Genomic DNA, 18,669 nt, shown 5'->3' with positions numbered 1-18,669 from the left:
TTTGTGATTGGAATGCGTTGGAATGCGTGATCGTGCGAGGCGAGTCAAACACCCAGACCACAGGTCAAGTCTATAGCAGGCCCTCGGAATCAAGTCGCGGGCGACACGTCGAACGCCTCGTCCGGGTAGATCGCAGGACCGCGTGGGTCAATGGGGTCTTGCTGCATTTCTTCGGCCTCGTCCTCGGACAGGCCATACCGCGACAGCGCGGCACACCGCGCCAGCGTCTCGGTGGATTCGGCTACCTGCCCGAAATGAACGGCATGCCCGTTGCGCGTCACGCGCACGTTCCATTGCTTCATGGTCATGGCGCGCACCCCTCGGCAACGGATTCCAGCTCCGGCTCCTGGCGCTCGGCGTCCTCGTGGCTAAAACCGAAGCGCGCCCAGGTGCGTGGATCGACCTCGATGGGGCCGCTGCGCTTGGATTCCAGATTGACGACGACACCGTGCGCGGACAGCCGCCCTTTGGAGAACAACTCATAGAGCAGTTGCGCGGCGTAGCGCACCGCCACGTCGTTGACGAACAGACCCTGGGAGGCCAGCGACATGCGCACTGAGCAGGACGGCTGGTTGTTCTCTGGCGCGGCGGCGTCGAGCAGTTCGGGGAAAAGTTCTGTCACGCACGGCAGGCGTGGGCCTTGCCCCTTCCACGATGCCGCGCTGCTCTGCGGCTCGCCCAAGACCACCTGCGCGGTGGACTCGGTATTGCCCAAGTCGAGCCAGTAGCCGTAGCGATTGGCGTCACGCCACGCGAGCTGGTGCAGCACTTGCCGCGCCGAGCGGCTGTCCACGCAACTGACCAGCACATCGGCGCTGGCCGCGTACCGGTGGCCGAGCACGAATTCCTCGTAACGCATGGGATGGGTCTCCCAATCCAGCCCATAGAACTGGTTCAGGCGATGGATGGTCACCAACGCCTTGTGCTTGCCGATGTCGGCGGCACTGTAGAGTTGCCGACCCACGTTGGCTTCGCTGACGCGGTCCGCGTCGAATGCCTTGACGTGCAGGCCCATCGGATGGCCCAGGGCGCGCATCGCAATGTCCAGGCGGGCGAGGCAGGTGGCCATCTGCGCGCCGTTGCCGCCCACACCCACCAGATGCACCGCCACGCGGTGCTCCAGCAGCTTCGGATGAATCAGGTGTTCCACCAGTACCTCCAATCGAATGTCCTGCACCCAGTCTCTCGCGGGAACGCTGGTGTTCAAGGCAGATGGCGATCCCGCCAGCGCCAGAGCACGCGCTGCATCCAGCCTTCGCCGCGCGGTGCCACAACCCCCTGCTCCTGCCATTCGCCTTGCGGCTCCCGCCAGGGGTGCTTGTTGAGCGGCACGTAGAGGCCATTGATCACCAGCCGGAAGCAGGCCGAGGGCCGTGGCCGGTCGAGCAGGCCGAAGACCCCCGCCACCTTGATGCCCTGATCTTCGCGGTCGTCTTCGCCCGACCAGAAGGCCGGTGCCCGGCCATGCGTGTGCAGGTCCACCGCGACCGTCTCGTCGTCGGCCATGGCGGGACGCCGATAGCGGATATGGACAGGCGAGGTCTGCTCGGGCTCGCACATCGCCAGCCGCAACTGCCCGGTGCGGCGCGAATAGATCAACACCCCGGCGGCTTCATTGGGCAGGCTCTCCCGGCTCGCCACCACGAACGCTTCGATCAAGCGGATGGGCAGCACGCCAAAGCTGAACCGCAGGTACTCCGCGACCTCGCCATAGGGCAAGCGCATGGGCAGTGAGCCGTGGCCTAGGGCCGCGATGCTGTCGAGCCAGTCGAGCCGGGTCTGCACGAACCACCCGTTGCGCGCCACGATGATGCGCTGGCCGTTGCCCATGTCCGGCAGCGCGCCGAAGCGCGGCGCGGCGATCACCGGGCAGGCAGCGAGCAGGGCTTGGTCTCTCGGGTCCATCGTGCCCATCATGTGGCCTCTGGTTCGCCCAGCAGTCGGCCCAGCGTGGTCTTGGCATCGACCAGCACCCGCTCGGGGAAGCGCGTGAAGGCTCCATCGAGCATGTCGCGCCAGAAGGCGTAGGCACCGGCCCGGTAGCGCAGCAGCTTGCCCGCCACGTTGGGGTGCGTGAAGTAGGAACGCAGGAAGGCGTCGTTCCAGGCGCTGATCTTCTCCACGGTCGTGCCATTGGGCACCGGCACATTGCCCTGGCAGATGTGGCCCTTACCATCGACATTGAAGTACGGGGCCTGGAACAGCGGCGTCTGCGGCATCGGGCGGTTCTGGCCCTTCACGGCCCAAACCCTCCAGACCTTGCTGGCGGCGGCGAAGACCAGCCCCGGCTGCGGCACCGTCTCGCCGCGCTCGCGCCCGCCAAACGCTTCGGCCTGCTCCGCGCCCACCCTGAACGCCACATGCCTGCGTGCCGGTGGCACCCACCACACCAGCAGGTCGCCGTGGAGGTACAGCACCGTCTCGGGCAGAAAGCCGCCGTGGGCCGCGCGCTGGAGTAAGGCCCCAGCCAACTCCCTTGCCGCCTGGGCGGTCATGGCCCGGCCCGCGCCGATCACGGGTGCGCCATCCACGGTCGTGACCTCATGCACCGTGGCCAGGGCGCTGCCCGAGCGCCCGTGGTACAGCAGCACCGCCTGATCCAGCTCCAGCACGTTGTCCGTGGGCGTCTGAATGGAAAACTCCGCCTCGTTCATAGGGACTACCTCCTATCTGTATGAAGTCAGTGTCCGTGGCACAGGGCGTGGATCAAGCGGTCGATCAGCGCGATGGCCTCGAAGCGCTGTCCCATGCGCAGGAACCAAGCTTGCAGCGCGCCGGGGTCGTCCAGCGGGATGAGCACCTCACCCATGCGGTCGCAGTACTCGGACTGGTGCGCCAGATTGAGCAAGTCGTCGTAGATGCGCGTGGTGACGTCGCCCTCTTCCCAGGACAGCACCGCGCCGAAGCCGATGTACTCGCCGTCGATGTCGGGATGGAAGTCGTCGGTGAGCGTCAGGCGGGACAGCGCCAGCGCATCGGCGGCGATCTGGCGCTGGTGCGGGTCGGTCAGCGTCCTGGCGGCGCGGCGCAGGCTGCATGGTCGCCATGCCTGGGTGCACTCGCGCCCTCCCGCATTCTTGTCGGGCCGCACCAGCCAGCGGCGCGCCCACTCGGGATAGGCATCGTCCAGCATCCTGCGCGTAACCATTTCCTCGCGCATGGCTTCGCGGTCGGCGTCATCGCTGTCCTCGCACATCATGTCCAGCGCCGCCTCCTCATCCATTTCCCCCTGCCAGTACACGTAGGACGCCACGTCATCGGCAATGTCCGGGGTGAACAGGGGATACACATAGCGGCCCTGCTGGCGCAGCACCTGCAACACCGTGGCCCCCAGGTGCGGCATGGCTTCGTTCAACGCCTCCAGGCTCCGGCCCACCGGCCACTCGGCCTCGCGGTATTCGCACCAGTACACGTCCAGTTGGGCATAGGGGGCCGGCTGCCCGCTGCGCATGGCCGGATGGTGGCCATGCTCGTCGAGCACGTTGATGGCGAAGCGCGGCTCCAGGCAGTGCAGCGGGCCGATCTGGCGCTTGATCCAGGCGTCGATGGCACGCTGACAGGCTTTGAGCGGGTCGGCCTCGCCCTCCGGCAGGTCATCTTCCCGTACCGCGCCCGATGCGATCAGGAAACGGCACAGCGCCGCGTTCGCGCTGGCCTGGGACGTGGAAGCGACCGCCGACGGAATGCCGGGTTGCAGGCTGGGCAGCGCCAGCATGGGAGCGACAGGCATGACCGTGGCCCTCAAGGCAGCGGGGTGAGCATTTCGCTGGTGACGCTGGCGCGCTGGGCTGCGCCTTCGTGCCGGTGCTGTTCCAGGGTCTGGCGGGCAAAGCGGCTCCACGCTGCCGAGCGCTTCGCCACGGGGCGCTGCGACACGGCACGGGACAGCTTGGCCGTCGCGCTGGCCGGGCCGGTCAGTTGGGTCTGAACGCAAGCCAGCAGCGCCGCAAGGCGGGGGCCGGGCTGCTCGGCCTTGCCCGTGCCCTTGGTGCCCACGGCCTTGCGGAACGTGAAGTCCTGCCGCCCGTTGGCGACCGAACCTGCTTCGACCTCGGCGCTGACCAGTTCGGGGTACTGGGCGCTGTAGAGGTCGCGCACTTCGCGGGGCGCGAGCCCGGGCACATCCGGCAGCAGGATGCCGTTGTAGGTGAAGGTGCGGACGATGGGGGTGACTTCAATGGCCATGGGTTGGGCTCCTTGGGGGATGAACGCGGCAACCGCCGTGATTGCCATGTGTTCAGTCTCCCGCTGCTGATGCCCCGATCAAGGGTGCCCGCCGACTTACCCGAACAGGTCGAAGGATTCGCCGCCAGCGGTGGCGGCTGCGGCAGGTGCCGCGCCCGCCACTGCGGCCTGCGAGGCATCGTCCTCCCCCTCGTCATCCGCCCCGTTGCCCAAGGCGGATACCGCCGGGGCCGTCACGGGCTTGGCCGGTGCGGACTTGGAAGCACCCGCCTTCACGATGGCGTCACTGGCCTGCTTGACCGATACCGCCTTCGCGGCCTCGATCACTTCCTTCGTGGCCTCGGCCTGCTGCGCCAGGCTCTGGCGCACCTCGCGGTAGCCGCGCAGGGCTTCGATGAAACCCGCGTCGAACTCCTGCGGCGTGGCCGTGAGGCTCAGGGGCTGCGTCAGCCCAGGCTCGCCCGCGTCCTGCCGGGGCTTGGGGATTACGTTGACCGTCAGGCGGCCGGATTTCTCGTCGGCGCTCACCGTCATCGTGAGCGTGGCGCTGCAAGCCAGCGTGAACAGTTCCTCGAACATCGTCATTTGAAACTCCTTGGTGGAATGAGGGACATGGCCCCATGCGAGGCCGTCCAGACCATGCTAGAACCCGGCTCCCTGGTGTCCAGGGGCCGGTCGGCGCGTCAGGCCAGCGCAGGCTCGGGCTGCAAGGCCGGTGTGGCCTCGGTGCTCTCGGCCTCATCCGCTGCATCGGCCAGGATCGGCTGACGCGGGAAGCGCATCACGGCAGGCACCGTACCCTGGTACGCAAAGCCCGGCACCTTGAGCAGGGCCGTGATGAAGTCGGGCTTCTTGCCGCCGCGTGCCACCTTGAAGCCCGAGCCCATCGCCTTCTTGAGCCCGACTTCTTCGGCAAGGCACTCCAGTTCGCTCATCGTGAACAGGTCGAGGAACTCCTTGTTCCACTGGAAGTACCGCCCTTCATCCACCTGGGCATAGTTCAACAGCAGTTCGAGGTCGGTCACAGTGACGCCGAACGCCGCCGAGGCGGTGGCGGCTTGCAGCAGCCGCTCCAGTTGGGCCTCGGGCGCGGCAGCGGCCCGTTGCAGCCCGCCCCGCACGCCGAACCCCGCACCTGCGGCTTGACCAGCGAGCCGGTCGAAGGCGTTGCGGAACTGCGCCTCGCGCAGATCGGCCCCGCGACCGGCCAGCGCCAGCGCGATCAGCACCCGCTGGCTGCACTGCGGCTGCGCCATCAGGGCCTTGGCCAGCCACTTGCGCCACTCCATGACACGGTGGCTGACGACACGCTGCGGTGTCTGGTTCGTGGGCGCGGCAGCCGTGGGCTTCTTGCCGGTGGGCTTGGCTGCGCCTGCCTTCACCGCGCCCTTGCCCTGCGCTTCGTCCTGCGCCGCCTGGGCATCGCGCTGCGCTTTGCGCCACAGGACAACCTTCTGGCTGTTGCATGCGGCGTCGAAGCACAGCGAGCGCGTGACCTCGCCATAGCTGCCCGGCATCGCGGATACCGCGCAGCCGAAGGACTGGCATCCCTGGCAGGAGGTGTACTGCGGCGCGCCGACGCCCAGGTCGCCCTCGGCGCTCACGGGAAGCGGCGCGAAGCCATCGCCGGCCTTGACGATGCGGATGACTGGGTATTCATCGCGCAGCGCATTGGCTCGGGATTCGATGGCCGGCTGGGTCAGTTCCTCGAAGTGGCTCGGGTGCTGGCAGTAGCCCTCGCCCAGGGATTCCGCGAACAGGCCCGACTGCCGCGCCGAGTTGTGCGGACAGCCGCCGCATTGCGCGGTGTCGAAGATCGCTTCGGCCAGCCGCCGTGCGTAGCGGCCCAGTTGCGCCTTGAGCACGGCCACCGGCACCTTCTGTGCCACGATGCCTGTGAGCACGCTGTCCTGCTTGTCCGGGGGAATGCCCGAGAGCAGTTCGGCGTGGCCGAGCTGGATGGTGCGGGTGGTGAGCGCCTTGAGCACGGCGGGCGTGCAGGCCAGCAGCGCCAGCCGCCGCTCCAGCACATCGGGCGACCAGCCCATGAGGCGGGCGGCTTCCTCCTTGTCGCCACGCTGGCGCAGGAGCTGGCGCTGTGCGGCGTGGGCCTCCTCTGCGGGCGACATCGCGGCGCGGTGGTAGTTCTCGATCACCGACATGGCCTCGGCCGTCTCGTCGTTCGCGTCCTTGATGACCACCGGCATGTCGTAGCCGTCGCCGAACACGTTCTTCGCGGCGCGCCAGCGGCGTTCACCGGCGATGATTTCGTAGAGGTCGGTGCCCGGCACGGGGCGCACGACGATGGGTTCGAGCACACCGACGGCGCGGATGCCCTCCTCCAGTTCCGCCATCTCGGCGGGGTCGAAGTATTCGCGGGGGTTCTTGCCTTGGACGATCTTACGGATCGGCAAGGTGGGCTGGCTCGGCTGGGTGGGGTCGGTCATGGTGCCTCCTGTCTGCATCGGGTGGGATGCAGTCATGCTCTCGCCGCTCCGCCTCCCTTCAAGAGGCTCGCCCTCGCCATCAGGCGGGAACCCGTCCAAACGGATCTTCGACCACGCGGTGCTGACGCTCAATGGCCACCACGGCGAACTGGCCTGGCCCAGCGGCCGGCGCGAGGCTCTGTCGCTCGATCCCGGGCGCGCGCTGCGCCCCGAGTTCCAGCGGCTGGTGCATCAGCACCTGAACTGAAGTCTTCCGACCGCCAGCGCAATGCGTGTCACGCCCGCAGCCGCAGAGCGTGCTGCTGCATCAGCGCCGCATAGCGCGCGCTGACCGACTCACTGTCCGTTCGCGATCAGGTACGCGTCGAGGAACCACCTGGCAGGAACTCGCCTTCCCCAACAGGCGGCCACTCCATCACACGGCAAGGAGGAGCCGAGTTCGCTTACGGAATCGTGAGATAGCCCCCGCCCATGAACCAAGCATCAGCGGCCAACGCGCGATAGGTCGCATATTGCCAGCTGTTGGGCCGTACCGAATGCAAGTCACGCTCGTCATTTAGAAACTGCTGGATCGCAGGCACGCCACCGCGACTTGACTGCAGAGCCAGCCTGTCGCGAAGGATCGGCAATTCGTCATTGGCGTTGGTTGTGAACGTGGTCGCCAGCCCGCACACGTCGAAGTGCCGCCGAACGCGATCTTGATCCACAGTGGTCCACGCAGTTGGAGGGCAGGCATCGAACACCAGCACCGGCGGTGGCCCGGGGTTGAGCGTTGCGCGCACCCAGGGTACGTTCAGCAGATGCTGGTCGAAATAAGGATGGAAGGTCTGTTGTCCGGCCGTGGCAGGATACTTCGCGCGCTTCTTGTCATTGCAGAAATGACATGCGGGCACCAGGTTGGACGGCAGAATGGACAAGTCGGGATAGCGTGACTTGGGCAGATGGTGGTCGCAATGGGCGACGCTGCCTACACCGCACAGCGGACAACGGTTGTTCGGTGCCGCGCTGCGTATGCGGTCATAGACCGCGCGAGCCGCGCCGCTCGTCTTGCTCAGATGCTCCTCGTAAAGTCCGGTCAGCTCCGCCTTGGTGACACCGCCAACCGAGGGCCGGCGCTCGACGTGGTGGAGCGAGGCCGCCGTAGCGTTCGCATGATAGGTCACCCCAGAAGCAGCGAGGCTGGCACCAATTGCCGTCAGGCGGGCCTGAAGGCCAGGATCTGTCGTGGCGCCCAGGCACAGCGCGAACACACTCGCCTGCGTGTCGGTAGGAAGAGGCAAACTTCGCATGTTAGGCCCCCTCGCCTGCCGCGTCGGGTGGAGACGGAGGCACCATGCTGAGTGCGCGAGCCAACGATCGCGCCTCGCCTCCGAGTCGGCCGCCGAATCGCGCTATGGCCTGTTCATATCCGCCTTGTTGCACTGCGTCGCTGATCAAGCGGTGAAAGCCAGTCTGGACAACCTCCAGTCCGAACACCTCGCGGGTGAGGATTCCGACGTTTTCGCCAAAAGTCTCAAGCTCGGGCCGGTCGACGCGCGCGGAGTGGCCCGAGCGGTTGAGCACCCATGCACAAGAACCAGGCACTTCCTGCAAAACGACCGGCGAGTGCGTCGCAATGATGGCCACACCATTGCGGTTAACCAGTAGCTCGCTCAGCGCACGCACAAACGCGGATAGCAGCGACGGATGGAGATGCCCTTCGGGCTCGTCAATGAGCACCAGCGACTTCTCCTCGACAAGTTCGACGAGCAGCGTGATCGTCAGCAAGACAACACTATGGCCCGAGCTCAGTCGCCGAAACCACTTGCGCGTGCGATCTTCCCAGCCCTCACCTGTGTCATCGATGACGCTCCTGGCATTCGCATCAAGAAACAAGGGGTCGGCCTCGAGCAGTTCGACCGCTTTCAGCCAGCGACGCCGACGCGCGGCACCGCGACAGGCGACTATGCCTTTCAAAAAATCCCGAGAAAGCTCGGGACGCCCCTTGATGCTCAGCTCCGACTGCCCATCATCATCGACGCCACTTGGTTGAACATCCGCTGCGGACTGCCGGATCAGGCCAATGTATTCGTACCTCACCGCCAGTTGAGTATTCGCGGGCACCAGCGGGCCGTACTCGTCGAATGGACTGAACGAAACCGTCACCAATCCGGCAAAGTCATGGCCCCTACCCGGGGACGGATTGACGTACCCGAACGGACTGTTGAACCCGAGAGGATTCAGCGGCCCCAATTCGCCTACCGCACCTCCATCGCGCGACTGCAGGCCAAGAAAGGCCCGCGACAAATAGTCGAAGCAGCGCGTCTTGCCGACGCCGTTCCGTCCGATAACGACGTGGACGTTGGTCGGTGGACTGGATTCGGGCGTGACCTGGAAATCGAGTCGCGGCGGAGCGTCCAAGGTACGCGGATCCTGGGGAAACGTGTAGCGAAACGCGAACGCGGTCAGCACGACATTGCCGAGCGCGAGCCGGTGGAAGCGATTGCGCACTCGGTCGATATCGATATCGCGCAGCAGTGACCGCCGCAAAACTTCCTCGGCGGCATATTCCTCGAGCAGTGATGGGTTCCGCGCCATGTCACGCATTGCAAGGAGGTACTCGTCCCGCAACTGCTCGCCGAGTTCGTTGAGCTGTTCGTAGTAGTTCTCGGTCTGGCCCATCGAGAACCACGGGGCTTCGAGCCTGGAAAACACGGGGTCGAGCAATGCCGAGCTGACGGCAGACTCAGAGGTCATCCCCGCCCTGGCAATCTTTACGTTGCCAATATCGATCCGCCGGCGGTCTTCTGTGACCACGATCACATGGAACTGCGTCACCCAGGTGAACCAGTCGTTCCAATTGTCTCGGCCGAGGAGTACCTCATTGCCGCTGCTTGGGGCAGAGGTCGAATCGACGACCCTGAATGACAGCATTCCTTCTCCCTATATTTTTCCAAGAACAGCCATCACAACGGCATCTTTGCTTCCTCGCTTCGATTGAAACACCTCAGCATGGGATGCGATTTTTAGGGGCAAGCTCAAAGTGATTCGCTCAGAGCTTCCCTAGAAGTCGAATTCACGGTTCGGACCTTGGGCCACATCGCCCCAGATCCTGTTGGGTAGCTCATGACGACTGAAGAAAACCAAGTGGTACAGCGGCCGATTTCCTTCGTCGCGCACCAGCGGCATGCGTCGGCTGATCGAAAATCCAAGGCCGCGCACCAGATCGCACCAGTAGTCAAAGAACGCCTCGTCTGCATCACCACGTACAAATGCAATCGGGTCGATATGATCCCGCCATCCAGGTGCTGCCGCATCGAAGCGCGCCCGCTCCGAGTTGTATTCCATCAGCACGTTTCGCCGCAGATCCATGGTGCTGAAATGAACCGCAAAATCAACAAACTTCAGCCGTGCCAGTTTCTCGATCACGCTGAACGACAGGTACTGGAGGTTGTAGGGATCGAGGTACGCAAGGCACAGAGCGCCCTTCGGAATCATTCCAAACACTTGATCCACCGTGGACTCGGCTGCCCCCAGCAAAGCTGTGGCCGGCGCACCCATTGCCTGCAACCGCTCCGCGCAGGCCGATGCTCGTGACGCGTCCAGGTCACCAACGAAACATGATGTGAAGGCCACTTTGTCGCGCAGCGAGTGCTGCCATGCGACCTGTGCGCCACCAGGACGGGTCATCGTTTCGCCTTTGACCTGAATGCGTCCAGGCCCACAGAACAGATCGACATAGACGCGCTGCTTGAACTTCTCGCGCGCTCTCCGTGTGCCTTCCACATACTTGGCCAGGAAGGTGTGCTTCATCTCTGGAACCCACCTGCCAACACCCTCGCCGGCCCGCCCGAATTCCACCGGCAGATGGGGCAAAGGGTCATCGTTGTGCGCGAGGGAAAAACTCACTGCCCACCTCTTTGCGGAGTGCGGAATAGAGCGCCCTGCCGGTTTCGTTCGATCCAATCCGTATCCCGCATGTATCGCGCAAGCCGCCGAACCGCCCCATCCTCCGATCGAATGACGATGTCCTTCTCACCGGACAACCGCTCAAGCGCGTCCTTGTACATGAGCGAGGTGCCCGGGGACGTATTGCAGGTCGAGGCATAAAGCTCGCCGATCTGCACCGGCTGTCCTCGCCCAAAAATATTCTCCGCGAGGTGCTGGGGCAACACATCGGCAGACAGGCTCTGCGCCACATCGTCGAACACGAATCCCCCTTCGAACTCCTGGCGGAACCCCATCATGTGGGTCGCAAGCATGTCAAGGCCCGCACCACCGTAGTGGATGGAATGGTTCTGGTGCTCCCAGTGCACCTGCTTCATCACATCCTGCGCACGCGGATGCCGCGAAAGATGGACAAGCCAGTACTCGCCTTGACCGCTCCCTTCTCCACGAATGAAGAACGGCGTGAAGTACTCAGCTCCACAATCTTTCACCAAGGCATGGTACAGAGCGGCTTGAATGAAGCGCCGCCAATCCGTCGAGTTCTCTTCCTTGATTTGCTCGATCGTTTTACCTCCCAACGCCGCACGGATGTCAATGGCCAGCTTTCCAGAAACCTTGTCCGTGAACTCATCGTTGGTGTAGGTGGCAAAAGCCGAGACATGGAACGTCAGGACCACCTCGCTCTTCGGTGATTCAGCAAATATCTTTTGAATCAGCGGCGCCGGCACATCGCTGTAACCATACTGATCCAGAAAGAAAAGCGCCGTGTGTGCTCGGGGGGTGTGAGCCTCAATCAACCGAAACACGGCTGGCGACGCCGAGACAAAGTCGTCATGAATGACGTGAATGGATTGGCCAACTTGTGCACCGTATCCTCTGTCATGCAAGACTTGCTTCAGGTGCGACAGTGCCTGAGCATCCTTGTCGATGAAGATGTACCGCACATCCAGATCGATGGGTTTCGTTCTCTGGGCGTTGACGCGGAGACTGGCCTCCCGGACGGCATCCAGCATACGCAGCGGCGAGCCAAGGATTTCCGTACCCAGCCCTTTGAGCGTGTAGAGACCGCCCCCGCAAAATCCATCAACCAACGTGATGCGGAGTCGCTCACGCCCGCGGGCATTGAGCGTTCGCTGCTCGAAGTACCGAATCAGGTAGCCAACCAGCACCTCATGCTTCGTCACACTGTGCGGATCGATCTCTGCCGGTCCGTTCCTCCAATCGTAGTGACTCTTTGCCAAGTGCAAGCCTTTCTGCGGTACTGAAGTCGATCGACACTACACCGTGTTTCCCGTGCTCGGAAACTGATCCCAATGCCGGCCGCCCAAAGAGCGGCCAGCCTTGCCTTTCCCGACAGCGGCGAGTTTGATCTCTGAACCATCACGCCTGACGATGTGAATCGGGGTCCGGCCCGTCACGGCGTCGGCGGCTTGCTCGATGGGCGCCCAGTGGCCCCATTGCTTGAAATGGAAGGCGACGCCGGCCGCATTGCATTGTTTGCGCAGATCTTCAGGCCATTGCGGATCCATGGGACGCGACCCTGGCCCCGACTCGCCGCCAGCGATAACCCAATCCACACGCGTGCCGCCCTCCCGTGCCTTCAACCACTGGCGCAAATCCAGGGGCCCGAGCAGAGGCTCACAGGACAGGAACCGGACTGCCGGCGTCTCGAACTCCAGAAGGTACTTCAGCCGTTTGCCTGCGGCATCCTGGTTTTCGACGGTCGCACCAAGCCAAACGTTGGAAGGCAGTTCATAGCCCTTTGGCAGTTGCTTGCGCACCAGGTGGATTCGCTTAGTCAGGAGCAGCCAATCAAGATGGGGCGTTGCCGCGATAAGGTCCAGAAGGCGAAGCCGATGCGGAACCAGATCCTTGCGGTTCTCGAATACATCCGCCATGGACGCACAAAACACGCGCCGTCTGGTCTTGCTCTCCCTGGCCTCCCGGTCCCACTTCAGGGGCTCCTTCCAATGGGCATCGCCGAAAAAGCGTCGCTCAGACTTTGCGCCCCAAACGTCTTCCCCCAGGCGCTTCGCCCAGGTTTCGGCATAGCAATGGTCACACGCATCGGACACGCGCACGCAACCCCACCATGGATTGAAGGTGTGGTGCGTCCACTCGATACGGGTGTCTTTTCCCATTGTTCACTCTCTTAATGCATCGTAACAATGCACTGGTTTTTTGTACAGCAGCGACATGCAGACATGGGAAGGCACCGAATTCGGAAATCGCCGCATCAAGCCCTCGCCCTCTCACATGACGTCGATGTGTTGATGGATTCTGTCCAGCAGCACCTCGAAGTCAGGCTGCCCCTGGTAGTACAGCGCGGCTGTCTTGCGATATTCCTGCGCGAATCGCTGACGCTGATCGGCGTCGGCCAGCAAAAAAGCAGGATTGCGGGCAATGGCTTGGTCATCGCCGGTTCGGAACCGCTGCGCCTTGCGCTCCTGGTAGGCCGGCGTCCTCATGAAGGCCTGGACCTCATCCAACTCCAGTAGGCAGTACACGTCGTAGTAATGCCTCAGGAAGTTGCCTGGGAACGCCTGGGCTTCATCGAGTCGGCGGTACTTGGTGGAGATCGTCTGCAGTTTCTCGACGAAGGTGTGCGTGGGCGCATAGCACGGCACGGCCACCGCGCGGTTGTCCCCCGCCGCGACCCCGCGCTCCATGGCTACATCCAGCGCCCACGACGAGATCGTGACGGGCCGGTTCGGGGCGGTGTCATCGAATCCGAGTTCCAGCAGGATGCCGTCCTTGACGCCAGCAAGCGCCGGGACACGCGGTGCGTAGATCATGCGGATGCCTGCGCTGCGCATCTTGTCGTCGTCGAACTGCATGTCGCGCTCAACACTGTCGATGCCCGGAATTCGAATCCTTGCTGCCAGCGCGTCGTAGTACGCCCGCCGTGATTCGACATGCGCCGGCTTGTCCTGGTTGCGCCCCGTCTTCACGTCCATGCCAGCGGGAGGTTCAATGCGGATGTCGATGTCTTCGGAGAAGCGGTGGATGACACCGAACCCCTTCGACAAGGACGTACCGCCCTTCAACTCGAACTGAAAGCCCTGCGCCTGAAGGCCCCACAGGCAATGCATGATCCAGTAGTCCTTCTCGACCAGCACGGGATCGACGCCGCGCTCGTCTGCAACCACCGACAGCAACTGATCGAAGTCTCGTCGTTCGTGTAGGAACTCAGCCATCCACCCACTCCCGCAGACGCTTGCGCGTGGCCACGCTGCCAAAGCTGTCAGCCGCGCGTTGCAGACGGGCGGGATCAAATGAAGGCAGTTTGCTGCGCGCCTGCCGCAAGACCGCATCACGGTCCTCAGCCAGTTCGTCCAGGTTGTTCAGCAGATCCACGTACAGGAACTCCGGCGTCAGCTTCCTGGGAAAGCGCGGCTTCATCCTGAAGTCGAACTGCCGATTGCCGAGCTTGAAGACGCCGTGGCGCTTGTGGTTGTAGACCAGCGTGCGGTTGTAGAGCTGGGTCGTACCCAGACCCACGGCGTTGTAAGCCGAGGGAGAGAACACCAGGAAATCTTTGTCGCGCAGGAACCCGCCCACCACTTGCTCATCGGCCGGCGGCAGTGGACCAAAGCTGGACTGCTTCGGAGCGTGGTACAGACCTTGGGCCAGCTTCTTCAGCTTTCCGGTAGCCACCAGTTCACGCAGATGCCGATCCACTGCCGTGGACAAGCCTGCAAGATCCTCCCTCCGGTAAACGCGCCCGGCTTGCAACTCGCCAGCAAGGTGTGCAGCCCCGCCTCGCAAGGAGACAACAGGAGATTGAGCAACGGCAGGCATGGCTAGTTTCTCATTGAAATTTCATGCATTTTACCGCTTTTCCACGCTCCACAGACATCGGGGGCAGCCCAGGCGCAGCTCGGACACCTATGCCACCGTGATTCGGCCATCGATCCAGACGCTTACCGGTTGACTTCGGATCGCCAGCGCCACAGATCTTGTGGCATTGCAGCCATACTGGAAATTCCCCTGCTTGCATTGCGTAAGCCCTCCCGGCCCAGCCGGGCGTCGCAGTCGTCACCTGCCTGAGAAAGGACAACCGCCCTTTCGCTTCATATCCCCCTGGGAACACTGCTCCCGTGGGGAGGGTGTTCCCGCTTTTTCTGGAGATCACCCATATGTCTCATCGCCATGCCCCCGCATGTCCCCTCTGCCCAGGTGAAGGTGCGCTACTCGGCGCGCTGGGCTTGCGTACCTGGTTCCGCTGCCGCCAGTGCGGCATGGACTTCAGCCGCACCCGCCGTCCGAGGCGCCCCGCCCCTGCTGCAGCGACTGCGTCACTGGAACGGCCAGCATGAGCCGCCACCTCCTGCACCTGATCCATCAGGGCCGCAAGCTCACCGTGGTGGCCGGCTACGACCGGCCTCTGCGTGAGCTGTATTTGCACGTGATCCACGACAACGATGCGGATCCCCATCAGGAGGAAGCGTTCGTCTACGACAGTCTGGGCGACCCTGGCCTGGATTGGACGGACATCAACACCGTGGCCGACAAACTGGCGAGCCTGGGCATCGAGCCTCCCGCCAGCCTGATCGAAGGCATCTTCCTGGATCAATGCTTCAACGTCGGCAACCGACTGGTCGAACACCACTTCGACCGGCCTTCGGTCGTTCTGCACGCGGGCTGAATACCCAACCCCGCGTACCGAGTCCGTCGACAGGCCGCCACCTGTCCATCCTCACCAGCGGTTGCCTGGTTTTCGTCAGCATCCTGGTGTGCGACCCGGCATGGCCGAGGTCGGCGCCTGCGCATCCCTGACCATTGGCGCAGTGACGGCGCTGCGGCGCCTGTTCGTCACCACGGTGCGGGCCCAGCCGCAACGGCTGGTCGCCCGAAGCATCGGGTGGATGCCACGGCATCTGCTTTTCCAATCCAACCCGGCGGGGCTCGCTCCGCTGGGGGGCGGGTTCTGCCCCAACCCTCAAGGAACCCGCCATGAACGTGACCCTGAATGCCGAGCAACGGCTGTACGTCATCCCCTGCGGCGATGGCTACACCTGCCTGGGCTTCGACAACGCGCGCAGCCATGCCGACCAAATCGCCGCCCGGCTGCAACGGCCTGACCTGGCCTTCGCGTCCAGCGACCACGGCTCGCTGGACGGCTACGCCAAGTACCAGGCCGCCATCGCCGCCTGGGGCCGTTCACAGCTGACACTGCAGACCTACTTCGACCCGGGCACCGATCCCAAGGCGGCCCGGGCGCTGGAGATCTGTCGCCGCGATGGCTGCAAGGTGCGGCTGGTGCAGGGCGACACCGCTACCGGCCGCTGCTGGCTGGACGAGCACGATGTGGTCGGCCGGATCGGCCGTTCTGGCGGCATGACGAAAGTGCCGTTGCTGATCGCGGCCGGCGCCGATGGTGGTGGCACGGCCATCTTGACGAATTGCCTACTGCGCCTGATCGACTGGGGATCGGGCCGCGACCTCTACCGGCACCCGGCCTATCGCACGCCCGACCTTACGATCCGCAAGGATCGTGACAAAACCGACCGGCCCTGGCAGCTGTTGCTTGACGGAACCGTCGTGGCCTGCTTTGCGGATATCGGCAAGGCGGGCGGCTACCTTGCCTTCATGTGCGGCGAGACCGTCGAGCCCCGTGTTTTCCAGTGAAGCCTGAACCGCAGGCCGCACGGCGGACCCGAGAGTCCCATCTTGGGCTTCGCTGTGCGCGTCAGCGGCGACTATGCGCTCGCGCGATCCAGGTGCCGGGCGAACAGCTTTTCGAAGAAGTCCACGATGAGCTGTCTCGAACGTGGCCCCACCGCGTAACGCCCATCAACGCGCTCAACATCCGCAAACTCGGCGGCTCCGAAACGATAGACCTCGTAGCCCTGCAGGCGCAGGCGGCGGTCTTCCGCAGCCATCTCTGCATACCGCGCCGGCGACGCCACCTCTCCATTGGCGAAATGGTGCTTGCCATCCACCTCGACCACGACACGGACGCCATGCCCCAGAAGGAGCAGAAAGTCCATGCGCTGCCTCGCGAGAACGCAGCCGGCGCCACGCTCCGACGCCGTCCTGGGGTCGTAGTGCAGGTAGACCTGAGGAATCAGCGCCGGCAGCTTGTCGCCCATGCTTCGCGCGAAGTGAGCGTAGTAGGCCTCAAAGATAGCCACTTCGCCCGGCGACTGGGCGGCGTGAACCGCGGCGCGCAGCCTCACGAAAAGGCTCTTCCTGGCGTCCGCCACCTCCTCGTGCCGTTCCCGGTCGCGCCACCAGTCGACCAGAGCGTCCCAGCGAAGGCCGCCATCGGACAGCACACGGTCGTAGATCAAGGCGTCGGAATCGTTGGCGATGGCAACGTCGTTGTTGATCGCGTCAGAAAAATACAGGTCCGGCTTGCAGTTGATCGCGGCAAAGATCAGGTTCTTCGGCGCGCCGGCCACCCCACTGGCCGCGCGGCGCACACCGTACTGCGGATGCCGCGAGACCTCGCCGATGACGACAAGCACGAAGCCGTCGGCCACCAGCAGCTGGTTCAACGCTTGAACGAGGCGTTCCTGCTCCGGCCCGCGGCGGCAGACAGGATCGACAACCTTTTCCAGCATGTCGACAAAACGCTGCTGCGAGCATGTCAGTGCGCCACACAGCTCCAGCAGTTCGGCATTGTTCAGATCGTTGTCTTCAACATAGTGCCGCTGGATGTCGTCTCGCAGCGTGGCCGCGAACTTGGTCGAGTACTGAGCGGGCTTTTCGAGGTCCGGACACAGCACCGCGACGCCGTCCCAGACTGGCAGGTTGCCGAACAATTCTCCCGCTGAGACCAACTCCGCAAGTACGGCGCGACGGGTGAAATCCGTGATGCGGTGATCGGCATGCGTCGTCAGCTCACTCACGTAGTCCGCCAGGTCCGCAGCTCCGAACTCCTCCACCACGCGCTGCGCCAGCGCGAACAGCTCTGGCCCTTTGAATATTGTGATGCGGCTGCGCACGTATTTGCGCTTGCTGTTCATCGCCTCGGCCGAATCGCCGTCGCGCAGGCCCAGGGCAATGCAGGCGGCGGGCAGCGCGGGCGCGCTCACGGCGCCCCACAAGGCTTCGGCGATCGCGTCGCGCAATGTCTCGAGGGTGGTGGTCGGTGTAGTTGTGCCATCGTCGATCGGCTTCCTAGCGCGGCGAGTTCCGGCGAATGACCAACTCGACCAATGCGAACAACCGGAGGTACAGGTAGTCCACATGGTCGACATCGATCACCGGTGTCTGGTTGCGCTCATGGTGGCGCAACAGATGGCCGTTGCCGATCTGCGTGAGTTCCCGCGCTTCCTTCTCAAGAACCTCGCGGAACGCGGGCTCGGAAGCGCACCTGTCCAGGATCAGCTGAACCGACTTGGCCTTGTTGGCATCGGCCAGGGACTTGATGCGCTCCCAGGCATCGAACAGCCGCTCAAGCGCTTCACGCCGAATCAGGGGATCCGGGTCTGAGAACTTCGTCCGGCTCTCCTCCAGCATCACGTCCAGTGTCCGATCCCCGGTCCGGAAGTAGGTCCGCACCAGAGCCTCCCCGAGCACGGCCGGCAACAAACGCCGCATCCCACCGTCCTCTCCCAGTTCATAGGCCATGCCATTGCGAGCCAGGATCCGGTTCACGTCCGAACGGAATGCCGAACGCCCAGCCTCGATGTCGAACGTGAGGTGGTGGTGTCGGTGATAGTCGTGATGCCAGCCAACGACAGGCAGCGCCACCTTGCGCCAAACGAACTCCACGAAGTCCAGCGCCACCAAGGTCGGCGGCGCCCACGGTTCGCGGGTGCGGATGAAGCTTTTCTCATCGATTTGGTCGGTCGGCAGTGGCCATGTCAAGCCGTGGAGTTCAGCTTCGATGGCGCTTTTCAGATCGGATATCTCATTGCCGCAGATGGCCTGCCCATCGGGGCAACGCTCTGGATAGCTCGCCCCAAAGGCCCCGCTATTGGCCAATGAAGCCGCGAGCGCCGCGATACCAGCCCAGGTCACAGGGCCCATCTCCTGCTCGACCCTGGCTTTGGGACCCAGTTCGCGGTCGCTGAAGTAGTCACTCATAGAACATCCTTGGTCATCAGCGTCTGCGACCCGCCTTTTCCAGCGGATATCGATGTCGAATCTCGACGCC

20 protein-coding genes are annotated in these 18,669 nt (G+C 63.8%); 3 read left to right on the top strand and 17 right to left on the bottom strand.

The features are described from left to right. Window positions 1-89: 89 nt before the first annotated feature. From R0232_RS16880 to R0232_RS16845, 8 genes are all read right to left on the bottom strand, one after another. Window positions 90-308, bottom strand: a complete 219-nt coding sequence (locus R0232_RS16880) for a hypothetical protein (protein WP_060987125.1) — start codon at window positions 306-308, stop codon at window positions 90-92. Then, entirely contained in the window at window positions 305-1,207 is a 903-nt protein-coding gene (locus tag R0232_RS16875; RefSeq protein ID WP_296338124.1) for a PRTRC system ThiF family protein, read from the bottom strand. Before R0232_RS16875 ends, R0232_RS16880 begins: the two co-directional genes overlap by 4 nt. Then, entirely contained in the window at window positions 1,204-1,914 is a 711-nt protein-coding gene (locus R0232_RS16870; RefSeq protein WP_060987126.1) for a PRTRC system protein A, read from the bottom strand. Before R0232_RS16870 ends, R0232_RS16875 begins: the two co-directional genes overlap by 4 nt. Beyond that, the gene (locus tag R0232_RS16865) at window positions 1,914-2,654 is read right to left on the bottom strand and encodes a PRTRC system protein B (protein WP_060987127.1); all 741 of its coding nucleotides are present in this window, start codon (window positions 2,652-2,654) and stop codon (window positions 1,914-1,916) included. Before R0232_RS16865 ends, R0232_RS16870 begins: the two co-directional genes overlap by 1 nt. A 26-nt stretch (window positions 2,655-2,680) precedes the next feature. Continuing rightward, window positions 2,681-3,715 carry a PRTRC system protein F gene (locus tag R0232_RS16860; protein ID WP_431512818.1) on the bottom strand — a complete coding sequence of 345 codons (1,035 nt, stop codon included), beginning with the start codon at window positions 3,713-3,715 and terminating at the stop codon, window positions 2,681-2,683. 26 nt (window positions 3,716-3,741) lie between these two features. Then, window positions 3,742-4,185 carry a PRTRC system protein C gene (locus R0232_RS16855; protein WP_060987129.1) on the bottom strand — a complete coding sequence of 148 codons (444 nt, stop codon included), beginning with the start codon at window positions 4,183-4,185 and terminating at the stop codon, window positions 3,742-3,744. A gap of 96 nt (window positions 4,186-4,281) precedes the next feature. Continuing rightward, complete coding sequence (locus tag R0232_RS16850; protein WP_066788229.1) at window positions 4,282-4,770, bottom strand: PRTRC system protein E; 489 nt, start codon at window positions 4,768-4,770, stop codon at window positions 4,282-4,284. Between the two features lie 98 nt (window positions 4,771-4,868). Continuing rightward, on the bottom strand, window positions 4,869-6,632 hold the full coding sequence (locus tag R0232_RS16845) for a PRTRC system ParB family protein (RefSeq protein ID WP_066788232.1): 1,764 nt from the start codon (window positions 6,630-6,632) through the stop codon (window positions 4,869-4,871). Window positions 6,633-6,750: 118 nt separating this feature from the next. On the opposite strand from R0232_RS16845, the gene R0232_RS16840 reads away from it, so the two are divergent. After that, complete coding sequence (locus R0232_RS16840) at window positions 6,751-6,879, top strand: hypothetical protein (protein ID WP_296338130.1); 129 nt, start codon at window positions 6,751-6,753, stop codon at window positions 6,877-6,879. Window positions 6,880-7,075: 196 nt separating this feature from the next. On the opposite strand, the gene R0232_RS16835 is transcribed toward R0232_RS16840, so the two are convergent. From R0232_RS16835 to R0232_RS16805, 7 genes are all read right to left on the bottom strand, one after another. After that, complete coding sequence (locus R0232_RS16835; RefSeq protein WP_431512817.1) at window positions 7,076-7,921, bottom strand: HNH endonuclease; 846 nt, start codon at window positions 7,919-7,921, stop codon at window positions 7,076-7,078. 1 nt (window position 7,922) lies between these two features. Then, complete coding sequence (locus tag R0232_RS16830) at window positions 7,923-9,545, bottom strand: AAA family ATPase (RefSeq protein WP_431512816.1); 1,623 nt, start codon at window positions 9,543-9,545, stop codon at window positions 7,923-7,925. Window positions 9,546-9,674: 129 nt separating this feature from the next. Next, window positions 9,675-10,424, bottom strand: a complete 750-nt coding sequence (locus R0232_RS16825) for a three-Cys-motif partner protein TcmP (RefSeq protein WP_431512815.1) — start codon at window positions 10,422-10,424, stop codon at window positions 9,675-9,677. A 92-nt stretch (window positions 10,425-10,516) separates the two neighbouring features. Continuing rightward, window positions 10,517-11,800 (bottom strand): three-Cys-motif partner protein TcmP, encoded by a 1,284-nt coding sequence (locus tag R0232_RS16820; protein WP_066788249.1) that lies wholly within the window; start codon window positions 11,798-11,800, stop codon window positions 10,517-10,519. Between the two features lie 36 nt (window positions 11,801-11,836). Then, the gene (locus tag R0232_RS16815) at window positions 11,837-12,700 is read right to left on the bottom strand and encodes a DUF5131 family protein (RefSeq protein ID WP_013722621.1); all 864 of its coding nucleotides are present in this window, start codon (window positions 12,698-12,700) and stop codon (window positions 11,837-11,839) included. Window positions 12,701-12,811: 111 nt separating this feature from the next. Then, a complete protein-coding gene (locus tag R0232_RS16810; RefSeq protein ID WP_431512814.1) occupies window positions 12,812-13,756 on the bottom strand; it encodes a nucleotidyl transferase AbiEii/AbiGii toxin family protein in 945 nt (314 codons plus the stop codon). Beyond that, a complete protein-coding gene (locus tag R0232_RS16805; RefSeq protein ID WP_431512813.1) occupies window positions 13,749-14,252 on the bottom strand; it encodes a hypothetical protein in 504 nt (167 codons plus the stop codon). Before R0232_RS16805 ends, R0232_RS16810 begins: the two co-directional genes overlap by 8 nt. Before the next feature lie 622 nt (window positions 14,253-14,874). On the opposite strand from R0232_RS16805, the gene R0232_RS16800 reads away from it, so the two are divergent. Together R0232_RS16800 and R0232_RS16795 are read left to right on the top strand one after the other, a co-directional pair. Then, on the top strand, window positions 14,875-15,207 hold the full coding sequence (locus tag R0232_RS16800; RefSeq protein ID WP_060986647.1) for a hypothetical protein: 333 nt from the start codon (window positions 14,875-14,877) through the stop codon (window positions 15,205-15,207). 308 nt (window positions 15,208-15,515) lie between these two features. Further along, window positions 15,516-16,190: a hypothetical protein gene (locus R0232_RS16795; protein ID WP_060986648.1), complete on the top strand. Its 675-nt coding sequence runs from the start codon at window positions 15,516-15,518 to the stop codon at window positions 16,188-16,190. 71 nt (window positions 16,191-16,261) lie between these two features. On the opposite strand, the gene R0232_RS16790 is transcribed toward R0232_RS16795, so the two are convergent. Both R0232_RS16790 and R0232_RS16785 read right to left on the bottom strand, forming a co-directional pair. After that, complete coding sequence (locus tag R0232_RS16790) at window positions 16,262-17,638, bottom strand: hypothetical protein (RefSeq protein ID WP_431512812.1); 1,377 nt, start codon at window positions 17,636-17,638, stop codon at window positions 16,262-16,264. A gap of 49 nt (window positions 17,639-17,687) precedes the next feature. Then, window positions 17,688-18,599, bottom strand: coding sequence for an AbiJ-NTD4 domain-containing protein (locus tag R0232_RS16785; RefSeq protein ID WP_060986651.1), 912 nt, complete (start codon window positions 18,597-18,599; stop codon window positions 17,688-17,690). Window positions 18,600-18,669: the final 70 nt, after the last annotated feature.

Source organism: Variovorax sp. DAIF25, from assembly GCF_050711835.1.
Classification (GTDB): domain Bacteria; phylum Pseudomonadota; class Gammaproteobacteria; order Burkholderiales; family Burkholderiaceae_C; genus Variovorax.
Note: the sequence above shows the minus strand (reverse complement) of the source record. Positions and strands in the feature narration are given on the sequence as shown.